Genomic DNA, 22,386 nt, shown 5'->3' with positions numbered 1-22,386 from the left:
GCAGTTAATTTTTGGTTTAAAGGAGCCTTATTATGAAAAAGAATATCGTACTGACCGGCATTTGCCTTGCTACTCTGTTTGCCACTCCTGCTCTGGCAGCTAACTGTGTTAAGCCGACCGCCCCGGAAATCCCGGACGCTTATATTTCCGGCGCTGAAGAACTGATTTCCATGGTCGAGAAATTCCGCAACGAATATCAGCCGGCCAACGAAGCCTACAAAAAATGCCTGCTGGACTCCATCAGCAGCTATGCCCACAAAAGCGCCATTGAAAACAAACTGGCCTATGCCCACGCTGTTGAAGTGAAAGCTGCCAAAAAACTGAATGCCGCCATCCGCGAATTCAACGAGCAGACTGAAAGCTAAAACCTGGCCACTCAGGGTTTAAGTATCAAAAAAGCAGCTCTTGCGGGAGCTGCTTTTTTCGTTTCGGGCAGCTATTGAACCTATCTGGCCAGCATCGGGCCAAGCGGCCGGCCGCCAAAGATATGGATATGCAGGTGCGGCACTTCCTGGTGGCCGTGGGTGCCGATATTGGCAAGGATCCGGTATCCCGGTTCGACCAGTTCCAGCTGGCGCGCCACTTTTCCCACAGCCTGGAAAAACCCGGTCACCAGTTCGGCCGGCGCCTCGGCGGTGAAATCATCCATGCTGACATAGTCGCCCTTGGGGATGACCAGAACATGGACCGGCGCCTGGGGATTGATATCGTGAAAAGCCAAGCTGTAGTCATCCTCATAGACCTTGTTGCAGGGCAGTTCCCCGCGCAGGATTTTTGCAAAGACATTTTCCGGATCATAAGCCATTTCACATTTCCTTTCCCGGGAGTTCAGCCCCGTGAGTTCTTTTCCTCGATGCCGGAAATACCCTCCCGGCGCGCCAGTTCGGCATATACCTCTTCCGGCCGGATATCCATGTCCGCCCACAGCACCATCAGGTGAAAAATCAGGTCGGCGGATTCCGCGATCACCTCGTCATGGCTGCCGTCGACCGCGGCAATCGCCGTTTCCACGGCCTCCTCACCCACCTTCTGGGCGATCTTGTTGCGCCCCTTGCGATAGAGCGAGGCCACATAGCTGTTTTCCGGCGCGGAGGCCTTGCGTTCCTTCATCAAAACGGCCAGCCGTTCCAGAACATCGGTATTTTTCATTTTGCGTCCCCTAGAGTCGCACCGGAATACCGGCCTTCTCCATATATTTCTTGGCTTCCTCGATAGTATATTCGCCAAAATGGAAAATGGAAGCGGCCAGCACCGCCGTCGCATGACCGTCGCGAATGCCTTCCACCAGATGGTCCAGATTGCCGACCCCACCGGAGGCGATCACCGGAATCGTCACGGCATCGGCAATGGCCCGGGTCAGATCGATATTGAAGCCCTGCCTGGTGCCGTCCCGGTCCATACTGGTGAGCAGGATTTCACCGGCGCCATAGTCAGCCACCTTTTTCGCATATTCCACCGCATCAATGCCGGTCGGCTCGCGCCCGCCGTGGGTGAAGACTTCATATTTGTCCGGACCGACCTGTTTGGCGTCGATCGCGACGACGATGCACTGGCTGCCGAATTTTTCCGCCAGTTCGCGGACCAGTTCCGGGCGCTTCACCGCTGCGGTCATGACAGAGACCTTGTCGGCCCCGGCCAGCAGCAGGTTGCGGACATCTTCCTCGGTCCTGACACCGCCGCCCACCGTCAGCGGCATGAAACATTGCTCCGCCGTCTTGCGCACCACATCCAGAATGATGCCGCGGTTATCGCTGGACGCGGTAATGTCCAGGAAACACAGCTCGTCCGCCCCCGCCTGATCATAGATCTGCGCCTGTTCCACCGGGTCGCCCGCATCACGCAGGCCGACAAAATTTACCCCCTTGACCACACGGCCGTCCTTGACATCCAGGCAAGGAATAACGCGCGCCTTCAGCATCAGGCCTCTCCTTTCAGGAACGCCATGGCCTCGACCGGGTCCAGCCTGCCGTCATAGAGCGCTCGGCCGGAGATGGCCCCTTCGATGGTGCCGGTGGCCCGGTCCGCTGCGTTCTTGAGCGCGCGCAGGTCCTCCATGCTGGCGACGCCGCCGGAGGCAATCACCGGAATAGTCAGCGCGTTGCACAGGGCGATGGTGCCCTCGACGTTCAGGCCCTGCATGGTGCCGTCCCGGTCGATGTCGGTATAGACAATGGCGGCCACCCCGGCGTCCTCGAATTTTTTCCCCAGGTCAACTGCGGTCATTTCCGAGGTTTCCGCCCAGCCTTCCACCGCTACATGGCCGCCACGGGCATCAATGCCGACCACGACATGGCCGGGAAATTCCCTGGAGGCTTCGATGACAAGTTCCGGATTACGCAACGCGATAGTGCCCAGAATGACCCGGCGAATACCCTTGTCCAGCCAGTATTGGATGGTGGCCATATCGCGGATGCCGCCGCCCAATTGCACGGGAATATCCACAGCCCCGAGAATAGCCTCCACAGCCTCGCCGTTAACCGGCTTGCCGGCAAAGGCCCCGTTCAGGTCCACCAGATGAAGCCACTCGCAGCCCGCGTCCTGGAACTTGCGCGCCTGGTCGGCGGGATTGTCGTTAAATACCGTGGCCTGGTCCATTTCCCCCTTGTAAAGCCGGACGCAGTTGCCGTCTTTCAGGTCAATGGCTGGAAATAAAATCATCTAATCAATATCCTTCGTATAATAATAACCGGGCACAAATTTTCCGTCGATCATGGCGTACCGCTCCTTGATGCCCCATTTTTTCATGCCCAGCCATTCGCAGACGGCAATGGCCGCCTGCTGGTCCGCCCGCATGTTGCTGTTGAGGCTGCGGAAGCCCTGCTCATGGGCATATTCCTCGACCTCTTTCAGCATTTTCTTGGCCAGGTCAAAGCCCCGCGCCCACGGCGCCAGGAAGAAGTTCACTATTTCCGCGGCGAAAGCCCCGGCTTCATTGCTGGTCGGCGGCCTGACAAGCTGGCAGGCGCCGCAGACCTGGCCATCCATACGGGCGATGAACAGCGTGCGGTCCGGCATCAACATGACCCCTCGCCAGTAATTTTCCAGGGTTTTCTGCGGCGGCTGGTTGAGCCAGCCGAAACCGATGCCGTCATCGATGGCTTCCCGGGTGACGACACACAGCTGCTCAAGGGCCACATTTTCCAGCATGCCGGCCACTTCCACTTCAAGACGTGGCGAGGGATTGTCCTGCTTGTCGCTGACCATTCAGACCTCCAACAGACCCGTTACGGGGTCCACCCAAGGAAATTCCCCAGCAGGCGAAGTCCCACCGCCTGGCTCTTTTCCGGATGGAATTGCGTTCCAATGATATTATCACGTCCGACAATGGCCGTCACCGGTCCGCCGTAATCAACCGACGCCAGCACCGTCTCCGGATCCTCCGGGCGGAAATAATAGCTATGGACAAAATAGGCATGATCCCGGTTATGCAGGCCGGCGAGCACCGGATGGCTTGCCGCCCGGTCCGAGAAATAAAGCTCGTTCCAGCCCATGTGCGGAATTTTCAGCCCGCTGTCCTGCGGCACCCGGATCGGTTCAACCGTCCCCTTCAGCCAGTCAAGTCCCCGGTGATTACCATGCTCATGCCCTTCGGTTGCCATCAGCTGCATGCCGACACAGATGCCGAGGAACGGACGGCCCTTGCCGACAACGACCTCTTCCAGGGCCTCGCGCATGCCTTCGAGCGAGGTCAGGCCCCCCATGCAATCACCGAACGCCCCGACCCCGGGCAAAATCACCCGGTCCGCGGCCAGGACATCTTCAGCCCGGGAACTGACCAGGATTTCCGCATCGAGGCCCAGTTCGGCGGCTACACGTTCGGTCGCTTTCTCCGCCGATCTGAGATTGCCGGAACCGTAATCGATAATAACTGTCTTCATTTTTCAGGACTTCCCGCGCTCTTTATTGCTACCGGCGCATGGGGCGCCTGCCCCTTCGCTTCCGCCCCAAAACGCGGCAGGGAGAGGTCCCCGGCCGCCAGAAGCTGGTAAAAGCGCCGCAGGGCTGTAAACTCGTCATCTCCCCCGACGATACCCGTTGCGATATAGCCTTTCTTTTCCAGCGACCAGCCCTTCCAGGTCATGGCTTCAAAGCCACTGACCAGGATCATGCCCAGAAACAGGAGGCCCGCGCCCTGGAAATCAGCCAGGAACAGCAGGAAAAGATAAAGGATCGCCAGAATGCCGGCCACAATCCACATCTGATGGAACAGGGCCCAGACCGGACCGAAAATCATGGCGCCAAATGAAAATTCATCGGGCACGACCACCACATCAATGCCGTTGTCGGCGACTTCGGTAACCGGACGCACATAGGCTGTATAGGTTTTATAGCTCATGTCTGTACTCGTCTGTCTGAAACAGGCTTACAGGTCCACCTTGTCACCGAGAACCCCCTTGGTGGAGGGTATGGCATCTGACTTGCGCGGATCAATTTCAATAGCCTGGCGCAGGGCCCGGGCCAGCGCCTTGTAGCTGGATTCAATGATATGGTGGTTATTTTCCCCATACATATTTTCCACATGCAGGGTAATACCGGCGCCAAAGGCAAAGGCCCGGAACCATTCCAGGAACAGTTCCGTATCCATTTCACCAAGCTTGTCGCGGCTGAATTTCACCTTCCACACCAGGAACGGCCGGCCGGAGACGTCCAGCGAGCAGCGGGTACAGGTTTCATCCATGGGGATAATGGCACTGCCGTACCGGGTGATCCCTTTCAGGTCGCCCAGCGCCTTGCCGATACATTGCCCCAGGATAATCCCCACATCCTCGGTCGTGTGGTGATAATCGATATGCAGGTCGCCCTTGGCCCGTATGGTGATATCAACAAGGCTGTGCCGGGACAGTTGCTCCATCATATGATCCAGGAAACCGATCCCGGTTTCCACGTCATAGACGCCTGTCCCGTCCAGGTTGACCGAAACGGCGATCTCGGTCTCTTTTGTTTTACGCTCCATACTGGCTTTACGCATGGGGTTCTCCTTAACACTCTGCCTTTTCACGGACCTTTCTGGTGGCTATAATACATTAATCCGCGGCAGTCACAGAAAAAATCGCGTCACATATAGCAGCCGCCGCGGAAAAGCGCCAGTCCGCAGGCAAATTTTGTCGCTGCCGGATAGCGATTTGCCGTATATTTTCACCTGCACCCTTGATCCTGCAAGCGGGATTGCCCAAATGTGGTGTCATAAAGTCGAATAAAAACAGGATGATAAAATGAGCGAACAAATGCAAAGCTGGCACGGCACGACCATCCTCAGCATCCGCAAAGGCAACAAAGTGGTCATTGCCGGTGACGGCCAGGTCTCCCTCGGGGATACGGTGATCAAGGGCAACGCCCGCAAAGTACGCCCCCTCGGCGACGGCAGTGTCATCGCCGGGTTTGCCGGCTCCACCGCCGATGCCTTTGCCCTGTTTGAACGCCTGGAAGAAAAGCTGGAGCGCTTTAGCGGCCAACTGACCCGCGCCTGCGTCGAGATGGCCAAGGACTGGCGCACGGACCGCTACCTGCGCCGGCTCGAGGCCATGATGATTGTGGTCGATGCGGAAGTGAGCCTGGTCCTGACCGGCAACGGCGACGTGCTGGAGACCCCGGACGGGATTCTCGCCATCGGCTCCGGCGGCAATTATGCGCTTTCCGCCGCCCGCGCCCTGATTGACCAGGACCTGGGTGCGGAAGAAATCGCCCGCAAGGCCATGGGCATCGCCGCTGAAATCTGTGTCTATACCAATAACAACCTGACCGTCGAAGTACTGGAAGCCAAATAATGTCATCCTTTTCCCCCCGTGAAATCGTCTCAGAACTTAATCGCTATATCATCGGCCAGAAGGACGCCAAGCGGGCCGTCGCCATTGCCCTGCGCAATCGCTGGCGCCGCCAGCAGCTGGATGAAGACATGCGCGAAGAAGTGCTGCCCAAGAACATCCTGATGATCGGCCCGACCGGGGTCGGCAAGACGGAAATTTCCCGCCGGCTGGCCAAGCTGGCCAATGCCCCGTTCGTCAAGGTGGAAGCCACCAAATTTACCGAAGTCGGCTATGTCGGCCGGGATGTGGAACAGATCGTCCGCGACCTGGTGGAACTGGCCATTGGCATGGTGCGGGAAGAAAACCGCAAGAAAGTCACTGCCAAGGCGGAACTGAGCACTGAGGAACGCATCCTCGACGCGCTGGTCGGGGAAACCGCCAGCGCCGAAACCCGGCAGAAATTCCGCAAGATGCTGCGCGAGGGCCAGCTGGACGACAAGGAAATCGAGGTGGAAGTTTCCGACACGGCCTCGAGCCAGATGCCGACCATCGACATCCCCGGCATGCCGGGCGCCAGCATGGGCATGCTGAACCTCAACGACCTGATGGGCAAGGCGTTCGGCGGCCGCACCGTGAAGAAGAAGATGACCGTCAAGGACGCCGGCGAGATCCTGCTGTCCGACGAAGGCGACAAGCTGCTGGATGAGGAAGCCATCGTCAGGGAAGCCCTGGACAAAGTGGAACAGAGCGGCATCGTCTTTATTGACGAGATCGATAAAATCGCCGGCGGCAACGAACGGCGCGGCGGCGAAGTCAGCCGCGAAGGCGTGCAACGCGACCTGCTGCCGCTGATTGAAGGCTGTACCGTCGCCACCAAATATGGCTCGGTCAAGACCGACCATATCCTGTTTATCGCCTCCGGCGCTTTCAGCGTCTCCAAGCCGTCCGACCTGCTGCCGGAACTGCAGGGCCGGCTGCCGATCCGGGTCGAACTCAATGCCCTGACCGAGGCAGATTTCCGTCATATCCTGGTGGAACCGGATTACAGCCTGATCAAGCAGTATAAGGCGCTGCTCGGCACCGAAGAGGTCACCCTGACCTTTACCGACGACGGCATCGACGCCATTGCCAAGCTTTCCGCCGAGGTCAATGAAACCGTGGAAAATATCGGCGCCCGCAGGCTGCATACGGTGCTGGAGCGGATCCTGGACGACATTAGTTTCGAAGCCACCGACAAACCGGGTACGGAAGTGGTGGTCGACGAGTCCTATGTCACCGAACATATCGGCGACCTGACTGAACGGTCCGACCTGACTAAATTCATCCTCTAAGACGTCCAGAGCGCAGGAAATAAAGAAGAGCCCGCCAACCAGCGGGCTCTTCCCTGATATCTGCCTGTATAAGGGAGATTATTTTTAGAAGTTGACCTTGCCGCGAACGCCGTAAATGGCAACGCCTTCATTGGGCACGCAATAGGCAGTCCCGTTGATAACGCCCAGGTCAAACTTGTAGGTACAGTATTTATCCTCGGTCAGGTTTTCCCCGTAGGCCGTGATGGAATACTGCTGCTCGTCCCCGAAGCTGTAACTGGCGCGAACACCCAGTTCAGACATGGCGCCCAGTTCATCAATCAGGTCCGCCGTATTGAGGGTTGCCTTTGGTGAGCTGCGATAGGCCCAGGTCCCCTGGATATTCAGGATATTGTCGCCAATGTAGAAATCCTTGGACAACAGCATATTAAACGAGGTGCTGGCGGCATAGGGAAGTTCGTGTCCCTGTTCATCCACAGGCGTCGGGCTGGCTTCAAGAATTTTGGTTTGCTGGAAACCTGCTCCAGCGGAGACATACCAGGTATCCGCCGGCACCCATTTCAGTTCGGCCTCCAGGCCATAAAGTTCGGATTTGGGTACATTGACGAACTCCGGACCGGTGGCAGGATCCACATAGAAGGTCTGCTGGTTTTTCCAGATATAATAGTAGGCCGCCATGTTGAACTGCATGGCGTTGTCCATCAGGTCAGACTTGAAACCCACTTCGAAGGCATCCAGCGTTTCCGTGGTCAGGTCCTGGCGGATGAAGCCGGTATGAATACCATGCAGGAATTCAATATCGTAGGAGCCGGACCGGAAACCGCGAGAGTAGCTGCCGTATACCAGGACATCTTCATTGACGTGATAGTCAAGGCCGATCCTGCCGCCCCATTCTTCTGTGTCGATATCGTCACCGACGGTATCCTCGGCACAGCGACGTCCGTCTTCAGTACAGTCACCCGGCGCCTGGGCGGCGGCTTCGGCACGGACATAGTCATTGCTCCAGAAAGTATCCAGAGCATGGCCGGACGTATCCAGAATGCCGACGTAGTAAGACGGCATTTTTTTCTTGTCGCTGGTATAACGGACACCGACCGTCAGGGTCAGGTCATCGGTGAAGTCATATTCCGTGCGCAGATAGGGCGACCAGACCTCGTTCTCGATGGTGGCAATACTGAAGGCCAGGGAATTGGCATAGCCGGCTTCAGGAATACCGAAGGCCAGATGCTGGGACAGAGCCCAGAGGCCGAAAGAGCCACCGGCCAAAATCGGCGGGCCGATGGCAATGTCCGGATCTCCGGCATCAAACGGCAAGGACAACACGGTAGCGTCGCCGAAACGGATATTCTGGCTCAGCACGGCATCTTCATTGAAGTAGAACATGCCGACAATCCAGCGGAACTCCCGGTCGGACGGGGACGCCAGCCTGATTTCCTGGCTGAACTGTTCAAAGTCCTGGTCCTGGTCAATGATCAGGTTGGCCTGGCCATTGGTGTTGCCGGCGCCGCTGGCATCCACGGTGAATTTGGTCGTGCTTTCATCGTAAGCGGTGATGGAGGTCAGGGTCATGGATTCGAAATCATGCTGGATTTTCAGGTAGGCCCCGGTGGTATCCACCTTGTGATAGTTGGCGCCGGTCCGGGCGGTGTCGTTCCAGTTGGGGAAGGAAGAGTCGATCCCCTGAGCGTTTACCGTATCATACATGCCATTTTCGTAGTCAATCTGGCTCCCGGCCAGCGGAGCCGGCCCGACAAAGGCGCCATCAACGGCCGCCCCATTGGCCGCCGTGGCGCGGGTGCCCACATAGCGGTAACCATCAAACTCACTATCTTCCTTGGCCCAGTGAATATTGGCTGTGATCCTGGTCGCATCGGTCGGCTCCCACAACAGGGTGCCGCGCAGGGATTTGCGATCCTTTTCGCCAAACATGTCATCGGCAAACACATCGTGCCAGATGCCGTCGCGGTCATAGGACTTGCCGGCAATACGCACTGCCAGGGTATCACCCAGCGGGATGGAGACCGCGCCTTCGATTTCGACTTCGTTGAAGCGACCATAACCCAGGTCAAGATAGCCTTCCACTTCACCGCCGACTTCCGGCATTTTGGAGATATAGTTCACCGCCCCGCCGGTGGTGTTACGGCCGAACAGGGAGTTCTGCGGTCCGCGCAGGACCTCGACCCGCTCCATATCATAGAGCCCGAGTGAGGTCATATAGGGTGAACTGATGGTCACCTCGTCCATATAAATGCCTACGGAACCGGAGGCGCTGCCGAAGAAGGAGTTGGTGCCGACACCGCGGATGTTGATCTGCTGGTTGGCGGGGTTCTGGCCGGAGATATTCAGGTTCGGCGCCAGTTTGACCACATCCCGGGCGCGCTTGACCCCCATTTTCTGGAGCTGGTCACCGGTAAAAGCCTGCAGGGCAATCGGCACTTCCTGTAACGACTCCTCACGCTTCTGCGCCGTCACTACAATTTCTTCCAGAGTTGTTTCCGCAAGCACCGGCGACGCCGCGACCGCGAACAGACTCGTCCCTAAAAGTAGGATTGATTTGCTTTTCATTGAAAGCCTCCCATGAAGTTATAAGAAAGTCATGGCTTCGAAACACCTCAATCCGAAGCACATTCAATCATTTTTATTTTTATATAACTGCGTTCTTTTGCAAATAAGAACAGGTACAATTTAAACTTTATTCCATTGAAATACAATAATAATTTTTCGCACCATCGTGAACACGGAGAACTTCTGCCGCAAATATAGCACATTTATGCAATCCTTTGCAAATACAGCAGAATTTCGAACAGGGAACAGGGAACGGAAAGGAAGACAAACAAAAAGCCCGTCAACCAGGTTGACGGGCTTTTTGTTTTCGGTGTTTTGGTGGAGCTAAGCGGGATCGAACCGCTGACCTCTACAATGCCATTGTAGCGCTCTCCCAGCTGAGCTATAGCCCCGTATCCAAAACAGCTCCTGAATCACAGGCAGGCAATAAATATTCATCCTGATGCAGATAATCAAGAACAAATATCAAAAAAATTCACTTAGTCGTCGTCGCCCTTCTTGACCGGGGCATCAACCACGTCGGAGACATTGGTGTCATCCTCATCGGACAGGATCGTGGTATTGTCGTCTTCGTCAAGATCCACATCCACATCGTCATCGTCTTCAAGCAGATCATCATCATCCAGCAGCACATCATCATCCTCTTCATCTTTTTTGGAAGATGCGCTCGGAATGATTTCCATGGCATGCTGTTTGCTTTTCAGAATGATTTCCGGCTTGAACTTGTGATCACAGCTGATGCACATGATCGGGTCATCATTTCCCAGATCGTAAAAGCGGGTGCCGCACTTCGGGCACTGACGTTTGGTACCCCATTCAGGTTTAGCCAATATTCTTCTCCATAACCTGTAACATGACTGTTTCAGAAAAGCCTTCCTTTGCCATGATATTTATTGTCTGTCAAAGACTAATCGTCCCGAAAAACGGCGGCTTTGCATTTTTCTTAGATAAATCGCGATAATATGTGGCAGAAACCGTCCCAAATATGCTATCTGGGCGGCAAATGTCACAATCCCAAAAGTACAAAGCCGTTACGATATGAATCAGCTTCTCTCCTCCGCCACCGACAATCTTAAAGGAACAGTCAATGTTCCCGGTGACAAGTCCATTTCCCACCGCGCCCTGATCATGGGCAGCCTGGCCATTGGCGAAACCCTGGTTGCCGGCCTGCTGGAAGGAGAAGATGTCCTCAACACCGCCGCCGCCATGCGGGCGCTGGGCGCAGATATCCGCAAGGACGAAGACGGCACCTGGCATATCCACGGCGTCGGCGTCGGCGCCCTGCACGAACCGGAAGGCGCCCTCGACATGGGCAACTCAGGCACCGGGGCGCGACTGCTGATGGGCCTGATCTCCACCTATCCGTTCAGCACCACCTTCATTGGCGATGCTTCCCTGTCGTCACGCCCCATGAAACGGGTCACCGATCCGCTGGAATCGTTCGGTGCCGAATTCCATGGCTCTGAAAACGGCACCCTGCCGCTCACGGTCAGGGGCACCGGCATGCCGGTGCCGATCAGCTACGACGTGCCGGTGGCCTCAGCCCAGGTCAAATCCGCCATCATGCTGGCCGCCCTGAATACGCCGGGCACCACCACCATTTTTGAGAAAAAGCCGACCCGGGACCATACCGAGCGCATGTTCAGCTTTTTCGGTGTCGACACCACAACAACACCCAAGGACAGTGGCCGGGTCATCACCGTGACCGGACAGCCGGAACTGACGGCCCGCAATCTGACCGTTCCCGGCGACCCGTCTTCGGCCGCTTTCCCGGTGGTTGCCGCCCTGATCACGCCCGGTTCCGATATCACCATTCGTAACGTGGGACTGAACCCGGACCGCACCGGCCTGTTCATTACCCTGAAGGAAATGGGGGCGGATATCGAGTTCGTGAATGAGCGCGAAGACTGCGGTGAACCGGTGGCCGACCTCAGGGTCCGCCACAGCAGGCTGAAAGCGATCACGGTGCCGCAAGACCGCGCCCCGTCCATGATTGATGAATATCCCATTCTCTGCATTGCCGCCGCCTTTGCCGACGGCACCACAATGATGCGCGGCGCCGAGGAGCTTCGGGTCAAGGAAAGCGACCGTATCGCCATCATGGTCAAGGGCCTGCGCGCCTGCGGCATCGACGTGGAGGAATTTGACGACGGCATGGCCATCACCGGCAGCCGCGAAAAGCCGGCAGGCGGCGCCGTCATAGAAACTCACCTGGATCACCGTATTGCCATGTCCTTCCTGACCCTCGGCCTGCAAAGCGAACAGCCGGTCACCGTGGATGACGGCTCGGTGATTGAAACCAGCTTCCCCATCTTCCGGGAGCTGATGAACGGACTGGGCGCAAATATCCACCCTGCCGGAGAAAATAAATAATGACGGTTATCGCCATCGACGGCCCCGCCGCCTCCGGCAAAGGCACCCTGGCCCGCAAGCTGGCCGCTCATTTTGACTATGCCCATCTCGATACCGGCGCCCTTTACCGCGCGGTCGGCCTTTCGGTCCTGCGCGCCGGCGGCCGGACGGACAATGAGGCCGACGCCGTCGCCGCAGCCGGAAAGGTGGCAGAGGTCGACCTGACCGACCCGGAACTGCGCACCGAATCGACCGGGGCCGCGGCCTCGAAAGTGGCGGCCATTCCCGCCGTCCGCCAGATTCTGCTGGATTATCAACGGGATTTCGCCGCCCATCCGCCGGGCGGCAAAGCGGGCGCCGTACTCGACGGCCGCGATATCGGCACGGTGATCTGCCCGGAGGCAGACCATAAGATCTTCATCACTGCCGACGTGGAAACCCGCGCAAAACGTAGGTTTCTGGAGATTTTCGGCGAGGACGGCGCGCCTGACGAATATGAGATAATACTTGCCGAGCTCAGGGAACGGGACGAACGCGACATGAACCGCAGTGCAGCGCCCCTGAAACCCGCAGAAGATGCGCACTTGCTTGATACGACAAATTCGGATATAGAAGCCGTGTTCCAAAAGGCGTTGTCACTGATAAACGGCTGATTTCCGCCATTTTTGCAACAGAATCACACACCGGTTGAAGGGTCAGAATCAAGGGATCGGAAACCGGGGTGTATTTGTAATGAACGATTTCCAAGACCGTCGGAGACAACCGGCAGGCCGGAAAAAGACAAAATTTGAAAGAAGGACACTTTATGAGCACTGAACTGTCAGTACCAACCACTGAGGATTTCGCCGCGCTTCTTGACGAAACTCTTGGTGAAGCCGAACGTTTTGATGGCAAAGTCGTTACCGGCACCATCATCGGCCTTGATAAAGAAGCAGCCATTGTTGACATCGGCCTCAAAGCTGAAGGTCGCATCCCCCTTAAAGAATTTGCCCTGCCCGGACAGACTCCCGAACTGAACGTCGGCGACACCGTCGAGGTTTTTGTTGATCGTGTTGAGAACGCCCGGGGCGAAGCACAGCTGAGCCGTGAAAAAGCCCGCCGCGAAGAGGCCTGGGTACAGCTGGAAAAATCCTACGAAAATGAAGAACGCGTCAAGGGCGTCATCTTCGGTCGCGTTAAAGGCGGCTTCACCGTTGACCTCAACGGCGCCGTGGCCTTCCTGCCGGGCAGCCAGGTCGACATCCGCCCGATCCGTGACGTGACCCCGCTGATGAACATCGAACAGCCGTTCCAGATCCTGAAAATGGACCGCAAGCGCGGCAACATCGTTGTCTCCCGCCGGGCCATCCTGGAAGAAACCCGCGCCGAACAGCGTGCGGAACTGATCGAAGGCCTGAGCGAAGGTGCGGTCGTTGAAGGCGTTGTCAAAAACATCACCGACTATGGTGCCTTCGTTGATCTCGGCGGCATTGACGGCCTGCTGCATGTCACCGACATCAGCTGGAAACGCATCAACCATCCGTCCGAAGTTCTGAACATCGGTGACACCATCAAAGTTCAGATCATCCGCCTGAACCCGGAAACACAGCGTATCTCCCTGGGCATGAAACAGCTGCAGGAAGATCCGTGGTCCAACATCGAAGCCAAATATCCGGTTGGCTCCAAACTGACCGGCCGGATCACCAACATCACCGACTATGGTGCCTTTGTTGAGCTGGAAGACGGCATCGAAGGCCTGGTCCATGTTTCCGAAATGAGCTGGGTGAAGAAAAACGTCCATCCGGGCAAAATCGTTTCCACCAGCCAGGAAGTTGAAGTCATGGTACTCGAGATTGAACCGGAAAAACGCCGGATCAGCCTGGGCCTGAAACAGTGCATGGACAACCCGTGGACAACCTTTGCCGCTACTCATCCGGTCGGCACCGAAATCGAAGGTGAAATCAAGAACATCACCGAATTCGGTCTGTTCGTTGGCCTGGAAGGCGACGTGGACGGCATGGTTCACATGTCCGACCTGGACTGGAACAAATCCGGCGAAGAAGCCATTGCCGAATACAAAAAAGGCGACGTGGTCAAAGCCGTTGTCCTCGACATTGACGTAGACAAGGAACGCATCTCCCTCGGCATCAAACAGCTGGGCGGCGATCCGATGGCCTCAAGCAGCCTGAGAAAAGGCAGCACCGTCACCTGTACGGTTACCGCTGTTACCGACAACGGTCTTGAAGTCACTGTCGGTGAAGACGACCAGGCCATGGAAGCCTTCATCCGCCGCAGCGACCTCAGCCGTGACCGTTCCGAGCAGCGTCCGGAACGCTTCTCCGTCGGCGACAAAGTTGACGCCCTGGTGACCAACATGGACAAGAAAAGCCGCAAAATCGGCCTGAGCATCAAGCAGCTTGAAATCTCCGAAGAGAAAGAAGCTGTGGCCCAGTACGGTTCCTCCGACAGCGGCGCCAGCCTCGGCGATATCCTGGGCGCTGCCCTGGCCGAAGGCAAGGAAGACGACAAGTAAGTCTTTCACCCATAAAGCATCCGGAAAACCCGCTCCTCGCCGAGCGGGTTTTTCTTTTTCCGGCCCCCGAACACCATACCATCAATCAAGCACTGGCAAACAAGCGCTGGACAGCCGGGAATAAAAAAAACTAATATCGGGCAACATGTTCAACCGGGCGAGAGCGTCCGAAACCGGGGATATTCCATGAGTGATAATTTTGAAATGGTCATCGATCGCCGGCGGCTCCGGAAAAAAGTGACCTTCTGGCGCATTGCCGCCGTTATCCTGGGCATTCTGGTCCTGCTGATGATGGTCAGCCCGGCCGGTCCGGTCCCCACCCCCTATGTAGCCAGAATCACCGTTTCCGGCGTCATCATGGAAAATACCGCCCGGGATGAAAACATCCGCGCCATCGCCGATGACGAACACGCCAAGGCCCTGATCGTTCACATCAACAGCCCGGGCGGCGGCAGCACCGCCAGCGAACAGCTTTATCACGCCATCCGCGCCGTGGCCGAGAAGAAGCCGGTGGTCATCACCATGGGATCGCTGGCGGCGTCCGGCGGCTATATTACCGCGCTGGCCGGCGACCGGATCTTCGCGCGGGAAACCACCATCACCGGTTCCATCGGCGTCATCATGCAATATAGCCATTTCGGCGACCTGATGGACAAGATCGGCATCGGCAGCGAGCAGATCAAAAGCGGCAAGCTCAAAGGCAGCCCCGATGGCGTCCATCCCATCCCGGAAGAAGCCCGCGCCGTCTTCCAGTCCATGATTGACGACAGCTATGACTGGTTCATCGGGCTTGTCTCAGACCGGCGCCAGATGGACCTGGAACAAGTCCGCAGATTGTCGGACGGGCGAGTCTATACCGGCCGGCAGGCGCTTTCCAATGGACTCGTCGATTCTCTCGGCGGACAGGTGGAAGCCGTCGCCTGGCTGTCCGCCGAACATGACATTTCCGATGAATTGCCTGTGATTGATGTGGATAAAAGCAGGAAAGAGCTCCTACTTGAAGAGTTTTTTAACTCTATTATGGGAAAAATGCCTTTTAATGAAGCACTTAGCCTTGACGGGCTGATTTCTGTCTGGCAACCTGACAGTTACTAAATGTGGGATACTACAAACAATAGGGAAAAGTCGATGATAAAGTCGGAGCTCATAAACAGACTGGTGGAAGCCAACCCGCACCTTTATCAGCGTGACGTTGAGCGCATTGTTAATACAATATTTGAGGAAATTACCACGGCTCTGGCTGAAGGCAATCGGGTGGAGCTCAGAGGCTTTGGCGCTTTTTCAGTGAAGCATCGTCCGGAACGCACCGGCCGCAACCCGCGTACCGGCGAAACCGTTCATGTCCCCGAAAAATATGTGCCTTACTTCAAGACCGGCAAAGACCTCAGGGAAAAGCTGAACGACTAAGCGCAGATTAATCAATCAGACCAGTCCGCCGGATCGTCCGGCGGCTGTTATTTGTGAACAGGTTTATGCGTTATTTCATTTATGCGGCCTTTGCCGTATTCACTATCTTTTGCATCATCATTGCTGTCTCCAACCAGGAAACGGTGGACCTCAGCCTCCATCCGCTGCCGTGGACCATCCAGGGCATTCCTGAATACCTTCTGGTGTTTTTGGGCATTTTTATCGGCCTCGGCGCCGGCTGGATCGTCGCCATTTCCAGTTCCTTCAAACACCGCCGCAGCCGCAGGCAACTGGAAAGACAGGTCCGGGACCTGGAAAGTGAGTTAAAATCCTTGTCAAACCGGCCGGTTCGTGAGACAAAAAACCCCGAAATCAAACAGCAGAAATAGCCCTGACCGCCTTTCGGCCCTTGTCAGGGGTGAAGCAAAACCGGATTGTCAGCATGAGTACAGACGCCCACCGGCGCATTCTTTGCGCCCTGGACACCACAGATACGGCACAAGCCTGTGACCTCGCCCGCACCCTCGCCCCGCATGTCGGCGGCGTCAAGCTGGGCCTGGAATTTTTCGGGGCAAACGGCCCGGCCGGATTCCGCCAGGTGGCCGGGACCGGCATGCCGATCTTCCTGGACCTGAAACTGCATGACATTCCCAACACGGTTGCCAAGGCGATCCACGCCCTGATGCCGCTGGCTCCATCGATCCTGACCATCCATACCGCCGGCGGCCCGGCCATGATGGCAGCGGCGGCCAAGGCGGCAACGGAAGCGGCCGAGGCCGTTGGTTGTCCACGCCCGATCATCGTCGGCGTCACCATCCTGACCAGTCTCGATGAAAGCGACCTCGAAGCCGTTGGCTACCAGAACAAGCTGGCCGACCAGGTGGTCAAACTGGCCCGTCTGGCCAAAGACAGCGGCCTCGATGGCGTGGTCTGTTCACCGCTGGAAATCGAGCTGATCAAGGAAGCCTGCGGCCGGGACTTCAAGCTGGTGGTGCCGGGCATCCGGCCGGCCGGCAGCGCCACCGGCGACCAGAAACGGGTCATGACCCCAAGGCAGGCGATCGACAAGGGCGCCGACTATCTCGTCATCGGCCGCCCCATCACCCAGGCCGAGGACCCCGCCGTTGCCGCCCAGACCATCGCCAAAGAGCTCGGAGCCTGATCTTGGCAGTCGCGGTTAAAATATGCGGGCTGAGCACGCCCGAAAGCGTCAAGGCCGCCATCGATCATGGCGCCGCCTATGTGGGCTTTGTATTTTTTCCACCCTCGCCCCGCAATATCAGTGCGGTACAAGCCGGGGAGCTGGCCCAGCTGGTCCCGGCAGGAGTGAAAAAGGTCGGGGTTTTTGTCGATCCCGAGGACAGCCTGTTGGAAGACGTCTTGCGCGAGGCCGACCTGGATATCCTGCAGCTGCATGGTTCGGAAAGCCCCGCGCGGGTACAGGACATCAAACAAAAATTCGGGCGGCCGGTGATGAAAGCGATCGCCGTGGCTGGTACAGAGGATATCGAGCGGGCAAAATCCTATGAAAGCGTCACGGACATGTTGCTGTTTGACGCAAAAGCGCCTAAAAACCTTGAAAATGCTCTGCCGGGCGGCAATGGCCTGATCTTTGACTGGGAACTGATCCGGAAGGCGGACTGGTCCGTACCATGGATGTTGTCCGGCGGGCTGGAGGCCGACAATGTTACCGACGCCATCGCCACCAGCGGCGCGGAAATGGTTGATGTCTCCAGCGGGGTTGAAATCCGGCCCGGCGAAAAAGATATAGAGAAGATCAAGGCCTTTATCAAAGCCACAGAGAATAAGGACTGAATCATGGGCAGCGAGACCCAAAAGCCAAATACCTACCGGGCGGGACCGGACAGCGAAGGCCACTTCGGCATCTACGGCGGCCGCTTTGTCGCCGAAACCCTGATGCCGCTGATCCTGGACCTGGAAAAGGCCTATAACGAGGCCAAGGACGACCCGGAATTCCAGAAGGAATTTCACGAACTGCTGACCGAATTCGTCGGCCGCCCGAGCCCGCTTTATTATGCCGAACGCCTGACCGAACATCTGGGCGGCGCCAAGATCTATTTCAAGCGGGAAGAGCTCAATCATACCGGCGCCCACAAGATCAACAACTGCATCGGCCAGATCCTGCTCGCCAAACGCATGGGTAAAACCCGCATCATCGCCGAAACCGGCGCCGGCCAGCATGGGGTCGCCACCGCCACCGTTTGCGCCCGCTTTGGTATGAAATGTGTGGTCTACATGGGCTCCAAGGACATCGAGCGGCAGAAACCCAATGTATTCCGCATGAAGCTGCTGGGCGCGGAAGTGGTGCCCTGCACCTCAGGCTCCGCCAGCCTCAAGGACGCCATGAATGACGCCATGCGTGACTGGGTCGCCAATGTGGAAGATACTTTCTATATTATCGGCACCGCGGCCGGGCCGCACCCCTATCCGGAACTGGTGCGTGACTTCCAGTCTGTGATCGGCAATGAAACCCGCGAACAGATCATGGCCAAGGAAGGCCGGCTGCCGGACAGCCTGGTGGCCTGTGTCGGCGGCGGCTCCAACGCCATCGGCCTGTTCCATCCGTTCCTGGATGACGAATGCGAAATGTACGGTGTAGAAGCAGCCGGCCTCGGCGTCAATACAGACAAGCATGCCGCCTCACTGACCGGCGGCAGGCCCGGCGTGCTGCACGGCAACCGCACCTACCTGCTGATGGACGACGACGGCCAGATTACCGAAGCCCATTCCATCTCCGCCGGCCTCGACTATCCCGGCATCGGCCCGGAACATAGTTTCCTGCATGACGTCGGCCGGGTTACCTATGTGCCGGTGACGGACAAGGAGGCGCTGGAGGCCTTCCAGGTCTGCACCGAATATGAAGGCATCATCCCGGCGCTGGAAAGCGCCCATGCCATTGCCTTCGTTCTCAAGAAAGCCCCGGAACTGCCGAAGGACCATATCATGGTCATGAACCTGTCCGGGCGCGGCGACAAGGACATCTTTACTGTGGCCGAGGCCCTGGGAGCGGAGATCTGAGATGGGTGTAGAGCGTATCGAACAGAAATTTACCGCCCTCAAGGCGGAAGGACGGGCCGCCCTGGTCACTTTCATCACCGGCGGCGATCCCGACTATGGCACGTCGCTCTCAATCCTCAAGGGATTGCCGGACGCCGGCGCCGACATCATCGAACTGGGCATGCCCTTTTCCGACCCCATGGCCGACGGTCCGGCGATCCAGGCGGCGAGCCTCAGGGCGTTGAACGGCGGCATGACCCTGAAGAAATGCCTCAAAATGGTGCGCGAATTCCGCAAGGACAATAGCGACACGCCGCTGATCCTGATGGGTTACTATAATCCGATCTATATCTATGGCGTCGACCGGTTCCTGAAGGACGCGCTGGAGGCCGGGGTGGACGGCCTGATTGTGGTCGACCTGCCACCGGAAGAAGACCGTGAACTGGCGATCCCGTCCCTGGACGCGGGCATGGGCATGATCCACCTGGCCACGCCGACCACCAATGACGCGCGGCTGGCGAAAATTACCGCCAACGCCTCGGGCTTCCTCTATTATGTCTCCATTGCCGGGATTACCGGCACCCGTGAGCCGGACCTGGTGCCGGTCAGGGCGGCGATTGAAAATTTCCGCACCCAGACGGACCTGCCGCTGGCGGTTGGTTTCGGCATCAAGACGGCGGAAAATGTGGCCGCTTTTGCGGAATTTGCCGATGCCGTGGTCGTCGGTTCGGCCATTGTTTCGATCATAGAAAATGACGAAAATGTTGCAAATTCTGACACAAAAGCTAAAGTCCTCACTTTCGTGCAGGAATTGGCTACGGGCATAGAAAAAGCCCGCCGGTAACGCACAACAGTTGGAATAGGTGAATATATGAACTGGCTGACCAATTATGTACGTCCCAAGATCCGGGCGGTCCTTCAACAGAAAAAGGAAACGCCTGACAATCTTTGGCACAAATGTAAAAACTGCGGACAGCTTCTTTATATGAAAGATTTCGAGGCCAATCTCTGTGTTTGCCCTCATTGCGACCATCATGACCGGATCGGCCCCACCGAACGCTTCAAAAGCCTGTTTGACGAGGGCGATTATGTTCTGATTGACCTGCCCACCCCCAAGGAAGACCCCCTCAAGTTCAGGGACCAGAAAAAATACACCGACCGCATCAAGGCGGCCCGCTCAGCGTCCGAATTCAAGGACGCCATTGCCGTCGCTTTCGGCAAGATGGGCAATGTCAGTGCGGTCGTCGCTGTGCAGAACTTCCTGTTCATGGGCGGCTCCATGGGCATGGCCGTGGGCGAAGGCATCATCAAGGCAGCCCAGACCGCCGTTGACAAAAAGGCGCCGCTGGTCCTGTTCACCGCCGCCGGCGGGGCGCGCATGCAGGAAGGCATCCTGTCGCTGATGCAGATGCCGCGCACCACCGTGGCCGTGGAAATGGTCAAGGATGCGGGCCTGCCCTATATCGTGGTGCTGACCGATCCGACCACCGGCGGGGTAACCGCCTCCTATGCCATGCTGGGCGATGTGCACATTGCCGAACCCAACGCGCTGATCTGTTTTGCCGGTCCCCGGGTGATCAAGGACACCATCCGCGAAGAGCTGCCCGAAGGGTTCCAGCGCTCCGAATATCTGCTCGAGCACGGCATGCTGGACATGATCGTCCACCGCAAGGAAATGCGCCTCAAGCTGGTCCAGCTCCTCAGCCTGCTGATGAAACAACCGGGAACCCTGGCACTCACCCATGAATCAGCCTGACGACAGTCGCCTCAGCGATCAGGTTCTGGACCGCCTTTACCGGCTGCATCCCAAAAAGATTGACCTGTCCCTGGACCGGGTCGAACGGCTTCTGGCCGCCCTGGACCATCCCGAGCAGAAACTGCCGCCGGTCATCCATGTGGCCGGCACCAACGGCAAGGGATCAACCACCGCCTTCCTGCGCGCCATCCTGGAGGCGGCAGGGCTTCGGGTCCATGTCTATACCTCGCCCCATCTGGTAAAATTTGCCGAACGGATCCGCCTTGCCGGAAAACTGATCTCCGAGGACTACCTGCTGGAACTGCTCGACATTTGTGAACAGGCCAACGGCGAACAACCCATCACCTATTTCGAAATGACCACAGCGCTGGCGTTCAAGGCCTTTGCCGATGTGCCCGCCGATGTAGTGCTGCTGGAGGTGGGACTGGGCGGCCGTTTTGACGCCACCAATGTGATTGATCAGCCGCTGAGCACCGTCATCACCCCGGTGTCGCTGGACCATGAACAGTTCCTGGGGTCGGACCTGGCCGGGATCGGCCGGGAGAAGGCCGGCATCGCCAAAAAGGGCGTGCCGCTGATCGTGGCGCCGCAGCCGCCGGTTATCCTGGACGCCATTCTGGAGGTCGCCAAGGAACGCCAGGCCATCCCGGTGGCAGCCGGATATACCTGGAAATGCACCCCGACCGAGGACTGTTTCCTGTATGAGGATTTTTACGGCGAGATGATTCTGCCGCAACCGGTCCTGCCCGGCCTGCACCAGCGGGAAAATGCGGCCCTGGCCATTGCCTGCCTGCGTCACCAGCGGACCTTCGAGATCACTGAACAACATATCCGCACCGGACTGCAAACGGCGGAATGGCCGGCCCGGATGCAGGACCTTTCAAAAAGCACCCTGGCCAAAACCCTGCCGGCCGGCAGTGAGTTGTGGCTTGACGGCGGGCATAACCCGGCGGCCGGTGAAATTATCGCCGACCTGCTCCGGGACCGGAAGGACCTGCCGCTGTTTCTGGTCTGCGGCATGATGGCCAACAAGGACACGGGCGGGTTCCTCGCGCCCCTGGCGCCACTCACGACGACGCTCTATGGCATCCATGTGCCGGGAGAAGAAAGTCACAGCGCCGAGGCCATTGCCGAGATGGCCCGGGATGCGGGCATTGAGGCTGTGGCGATGCCGGGATTTGAAGAAAGTCTGGACTTAATCGGCCGGGAACAGACGGTGCCGGTGCGGGTGCTGATCTGTGGCTCCCTTTATCTGGCCGGCAAGGTGCTGGCGCTCACCGAAAACTGACCCCTAAATAGAAGAGCGCCGACCGGGTGGTCGGCGCCCCTCTGTCTTCAAGCATCTTGGGGGGAAAATGCTCAAAGATTCTCATTCAGCCATGCCGTCAGGTCGGTTTTGGAGGTGGCGCCGATCTTCATGGCTGCCACTTCACCGCCCTTGAACAGAAGCATGGTGGGAATACTGCGGACACCGTAACGGGTCGGTGCCTCGGGGTTTTCATCGATGTTAACCTTGGCAATGGTCACCTTGTCGGCCATTTCGTTGGAAACATCTTCCAGAACGGGGCCAATCTGTTTACAGGGGCCGCACCATTCCGCCCAGAAGTCCACGAGAATGGGTTTATCTGACTGCAGAACTTCGCTTTCGAAGCCCGCATCGGTCACAGCGATTGTACTCATCTGTCTTTCCTTGGTTTATGAAAAATTATCCTCTTGCCCAAA

Annotated in this window: 26 protein-coding genes and 1 tRNA gene; 15 read left to right on the top strand and 12 right to left on the bottom strand. The window is 57.5% G+C overall.

The features are described 5' to 3' along the window. The first annotated feature begins 32 nt into the window (after positions 1 to 32). Entirely contained in the window at positions 33 to 365 is a 333-nt protein-coding gene (locus FIV46_RS06565; protein ID WP_139939672.1) for a hypothetical protein, read from the top strand. A gap of 80 nt (positions 366 to 445) precedes the next feature. On the opposite strand, the gene FIV46_RS06560 is transcribed toward FIV46_RS06565, so the two are convergent. The 8 genes from FIV46_RS06560 to hisB are packed head-to-tail and all read right to left on the bottom strand — an operon-like array spanning position 446 to position 4,969. Continuing rightward, complete coding sequence (locus tag FIV46_RS06560; protein ID WP_139939670.1) at positions 446 to 805, bottom strand: histidine triad nucleotide-binding protein; 360 nt, start codon at positions 803 to 805, stop codon at positions 446 to 448. Positions 806 to 828: 23 nt separating this feature from the next. Next, complete coding sequence (locus tag FIV46_RS06555; protein ID WP_139939668.1) at positions 829 to 1,149, bottom strand: phosphoribosyl-ATP diphosphatase; 321 nt, start codon at positions 1,147 to 1,149, stop codon at positions 829 to 831. A gap of 10 nt (positions 1,150 to 1,159) precedes the next feature. Next, on the bottom strand, positions 1,160 to 1,918 hold the full coding sequence (hisF, locus tag FIV46_RS06550) for an imidazole glycerol phosphate synthase subunit HisF (RefSeq protein ID WP_139939666.1): 759 nt from the start codon (positions 1,916 to 1,918) through the stop codon (positions 1,160 to 1,162). Beyond that, entirely contained in the window at positions 1,918 to 2,658 is a 741-nt protein-coding gene (gene hisA / locus FIV46_RS06545) for a 1-(5-phosphoribosyl)-5-[(5-phosphoribosylamino)methylideneamino]imidazole-4-carboxamide isomerase (protein WP_139939664.1), read from the bottom strand. The genes hisF and hisA overlap by 1 nt, the downstream gene beginning before the upstream one ends. Beyond that, positions 2,659 to 3,204: a GNAT family N-acetyltransferase gene (locus FIV46_RS06540; protein ID WP_139939662.1), complete on the bottom strand. Its 546-nt coding sequence runs from the start codon at positions 3,202 to 3,204 to the stop codon at positions 2,659 to 2,661. Positions 3,205 to 3,224: 20 nt separating this feature from the next. Next, the gene (hisH, locus tag FIV46_RS06535) at positions 3,225 to 3,878 is read right to left on the bottom strand and encodes an imidazole glycerol phosphate synthase subunit HisH (protein ID WP_139939660.1); all 654 of its coding nucleotides are present in this window, start codon (positions 3,876 to 3,878) and stop codon (positions 3,225 to 3,227) included. Further along, positions 3,875 to 4,336: a DUF2628 domain-containing protein gene (locus FIV46_RS06530; protein ID WP_139939658.1), complete on the bottom strand. Its 462-nt coding sequence runs from the start codon at positions 4,334 to 4,336 to the stop codon at positions 3,875 to 3,877. Before FIV46_RS06530 ends, hisH begins: the two co-directional genes overlap by 4 nt. A 27-nt stretch (positions 4,337 to 4,363) precedes the next feature. Further along, the gene (gene hisB, locus FIV46_RS06525; RefSeq protein WP_139939656.1) at positions 4,364 to 4,969 is read right to left on the bottom strand and encodes an imidazoleglycerol-phosphate dehydratase HisB; all 606 of its coding nucleotides are present in this window, start codon (positions 4,967 to 4,969) and stop codon (positions 4,364 to 4,366) included. Between the two features lie 244 nt (positions 4,970 to 5,213). Between hisB and hslV the strand changes: the two genes are divergently transcribed. Beyond that, positions 5,214 to 5,765, top strand: a complete 552-nt coding sequence (gene hslV, locus FIV46_RS06520) for an ATP-dependent protease subunit HslV (protein ID WP_139939654.1) — start codon at positions 5,214 to 5,216, stop codon at positions 5,763 to 5,765. Continuing rightward, a complete protein-coding gene (hslU, locus tag FIV46_RS06515) occupies positions 5,765 to 7,075 on the top strand; it encodes an ATP-dependent protease ATPase subunit HslU (protein WP_246056876.1) in 1,311 nt (436 codons plus the stop codon). The genes hslV and hslU overlap by 1 nt, the downstream gene beginning before the upstream one ends. Positions 7,076 to 7,159: 84 nt before the next feature. Here the strand turns inward: hslU and FIV46_RS06510 are convergent, their stop codons facing one another. From FIV46_RS06510 to FIV46_RS06500, 3 genes are all read right to left on the bottom strand, one after another. After that, on the bottom strand, positions 7,160 to 9,619 hold the full coding sequence (locus FIV46_RS06510; RefSeq protein ID WP_139939649.1) for a TonB-dependent receptor: 2,460 nt from the start codon (positions 9,617 to 9,619) through the stop codon (positions 7,160 to 7,162). A gap of 316 nt (positions 9,620 to 9,935) precedes the next feature. Beyond that, positions 9,936 to 10,011, bottom strand: a tRNA-Ala gene (locus FIV46_RS06505). 87 nt (positions 10,012 to 10,098) lie between these two features. Further along, positions 10,099 to 10,449 (bottom strand): FYDLN acid domain-containing protein, encoded by a 351-nt coding sequence (locus FIV46_RS06500; protein WP_139939647.1) that lies wholly within the window; start codon positions 10,447 to 10,449, stop codon positions 10,099 to 10,101. A gap of 208 nt (positions 10,450 to 10,657) precedes the next feature. Here FIV46_RS06500 and aroA point away from each other — a divergent pair, with 208 nt between their 5' ends. The 12 genes from aroA (at position 10,658) to FIV46_RS06440 (ending at position 21,952) form a co-directional block, all read left to right on the top strand. Further along, on the top strand, positions 10,658 to 11,992 hold the full coding sequence (gene aroA, locus FIV46_RS06495; RefSeq protein WP_139939645.1) for a 3-phosphoshikimate 1-carboxyvinyltransferase: 1,335 nt from the start codon (positions 10,658 to 10,660) through the stop codon (positions 11,990 to 11,992). Further along, the gene (cmk, locus tag FIV46_RS06490; protein WP_139939644.1) at positions 11,992 to 12,624 is read left to right on the top strand and encodes a (d)CMP kinase; all 633 of its coding nucleotides are present in this window, start codon (positions 11,992 to 11,994) and stop codon (positions 12,622 to 12,624) included. The genes aroA and cmk overlap by 1 nt, the downstream gene beginning before the upstream one ends. Positions 12,625 to 12,776: 152 nt before the next feature. Further along, positions 12,777 to 14,483 carry a 30S ribosomal protein S1 gene (gene rpsA, locus FIV46_RS06485; protein ID WP_139939642.1) on the top strand — a complete coding sequence of 569 codons (1,707 nt, stop codon included), beginning with the start codon at positions 12,777 to 12,779 and terminating at the stop codon, positions 14,481 to 14,483. Between the two features lie 186 nt (positions 14,484 to 14,669). Continuing rightward, a complete protein-coding gene (gene sppA, locus FIV46_RS06480; protein ID WP_219845933.1) occupies positions 14,670 to 15,578 on the top strand; it encodes a signal peptide peptidase SppA in 909 nt (302 codons plus the stop codon). A 33-nt stretch (positions 15,579 to 15,611) separates the two neighbouring features. Continuing rightward, positions 15,612 to 15,890: an integration host factor subunit beta gene (ihfB, locus tag FIV46_RS06475; protein WP_139939640.1), complete on the top strand. Its 279-nt coding sequence runs from the start codon at positions 15,612 to 15,614 to the stop codon at positions 15,888 to 15,890. A 65-nt stretch (positions 15,891 to 15,955) separates the two neighbouring features. Next, positions 15,956 to 16,279 (top strand): LapA family protein, encoded by a 324-nt coding sequence (locus FIV46_RS06470; RefSeq protein ID WP_139939638.1) that lies wholly within the window; start codon positions 15,956 to 15,958, stop codon positions 16,277 to 16,279. Between the two features lie 53 nt (positions 16,280 to 16,332). Continuing rightward, entirely contained in the window at positions 16,333 to 17,052 is a 720-nt protein-coding gene (gene pyrF, locus FIV46_RS06465; protein WP_139939636.1) for an orotidine-5'-phosphate decarboxylase, read from the top strand. Positions 17,053 to 17,054: 2 nt separating this feature from the next. Next, on the top strand, positions 17,055 to 17,705 hold the full coding sequence (locus FIV46_RS06460) for a phosphoribosylanthranilate isomerase (RefSeq protein ID WP_139939634.1): 651 nt from the start codon (positions 17,055 to 17,057) through the stop codon (positions 17,703 to 17,705). A gap of 3 nt (positions 17,706 to 17,708) precedes the next feature. Further along, complete coding sequence (gene trpB, locus FIV46_RS06455) at positions 17,709 to 18,929, top strand: tryptophan synthase subunit beta (protein ID WP_139939632.1); 1,221 nt, start codon at positions 17,709 to 17,711, stop codon at positions 18,927 to 18,929. Position 18,930: 1 nt separating this feature from the next. Further along, positions 18,931 to 19,752, top strand: a complete 822-nt coding sequence (trpA, locus tag FIV46_RS06450; protein ID WP_139939630.1) for a tryptophan synthase subunit alpha — start codon at positions 18,931 to 18,933, stop codon at positions 19,750 to 19,752. Between the two features lie 27 nt (positions 19,753 to 19,779). After that, positions 19,780 to 20,664: an acetyl-CoA carboxylase, carboxyltransferase subunit beta gene (gene accD, locus FIV46_RS06445; RefSeq protein ID WP_139939628.1), complete on the top strand. Its 885-nt coding sequence runs from the start codon at positions 19,780 to 19,782 to the stop codon at positions 20,662 to 20,664. After that, positions 20,651 to 21,952 carry a bifunctional folylpolyglutamate synthase/dihydrofolate synthase gene (locus tag FIV46_RS06440; protein ID WP_139939626.1) on the top strand — a complete coding sequence of 434 codons (1,302 nt, stop codon included), beginning with the start codon at positions 20,651 to 20,653 and terminating at the stop codon, positions 21,950 to 21,952. The genes accD and FIV46_RS06440 overlap by 14 nt, the downstream gene beginning before the upstream one ends. 71 nt (positions 21,953 to 22,023) lie before the next feature. Here FIV46_RS06440 and trxA read toward each other — a convergent pair whose 3' ends face one another. Beyond that, a complete protein-coding gene (gene trxA, locus FIV46_RS06435; RefSeq protein ID WP_139939624.1) occupies positions 22,024 to 22,344 on the bottom strand; it encodes a thioredoxin in 321 nt (106 codons plus the stop codon). Between the last annotated feature and the right edge of the window lie 42 nt (positions 22,345 to 22,386).

This window comes from Emcibacter nanhaiensis (genome assembly GCF_006385175.1).
Classification (GTDB): domain Bacteria; phylum Pseudomonadota; class Alphaproteobacteria; order Sphingomonadales; family Emcibacteraceae; genus Emcibacter; species Emcibacter nanhaiensis.
Note: the sequence above shows the minus strand (reverse complement) of the source record. Positions and strands in the feature narration are given on the sequence as shown.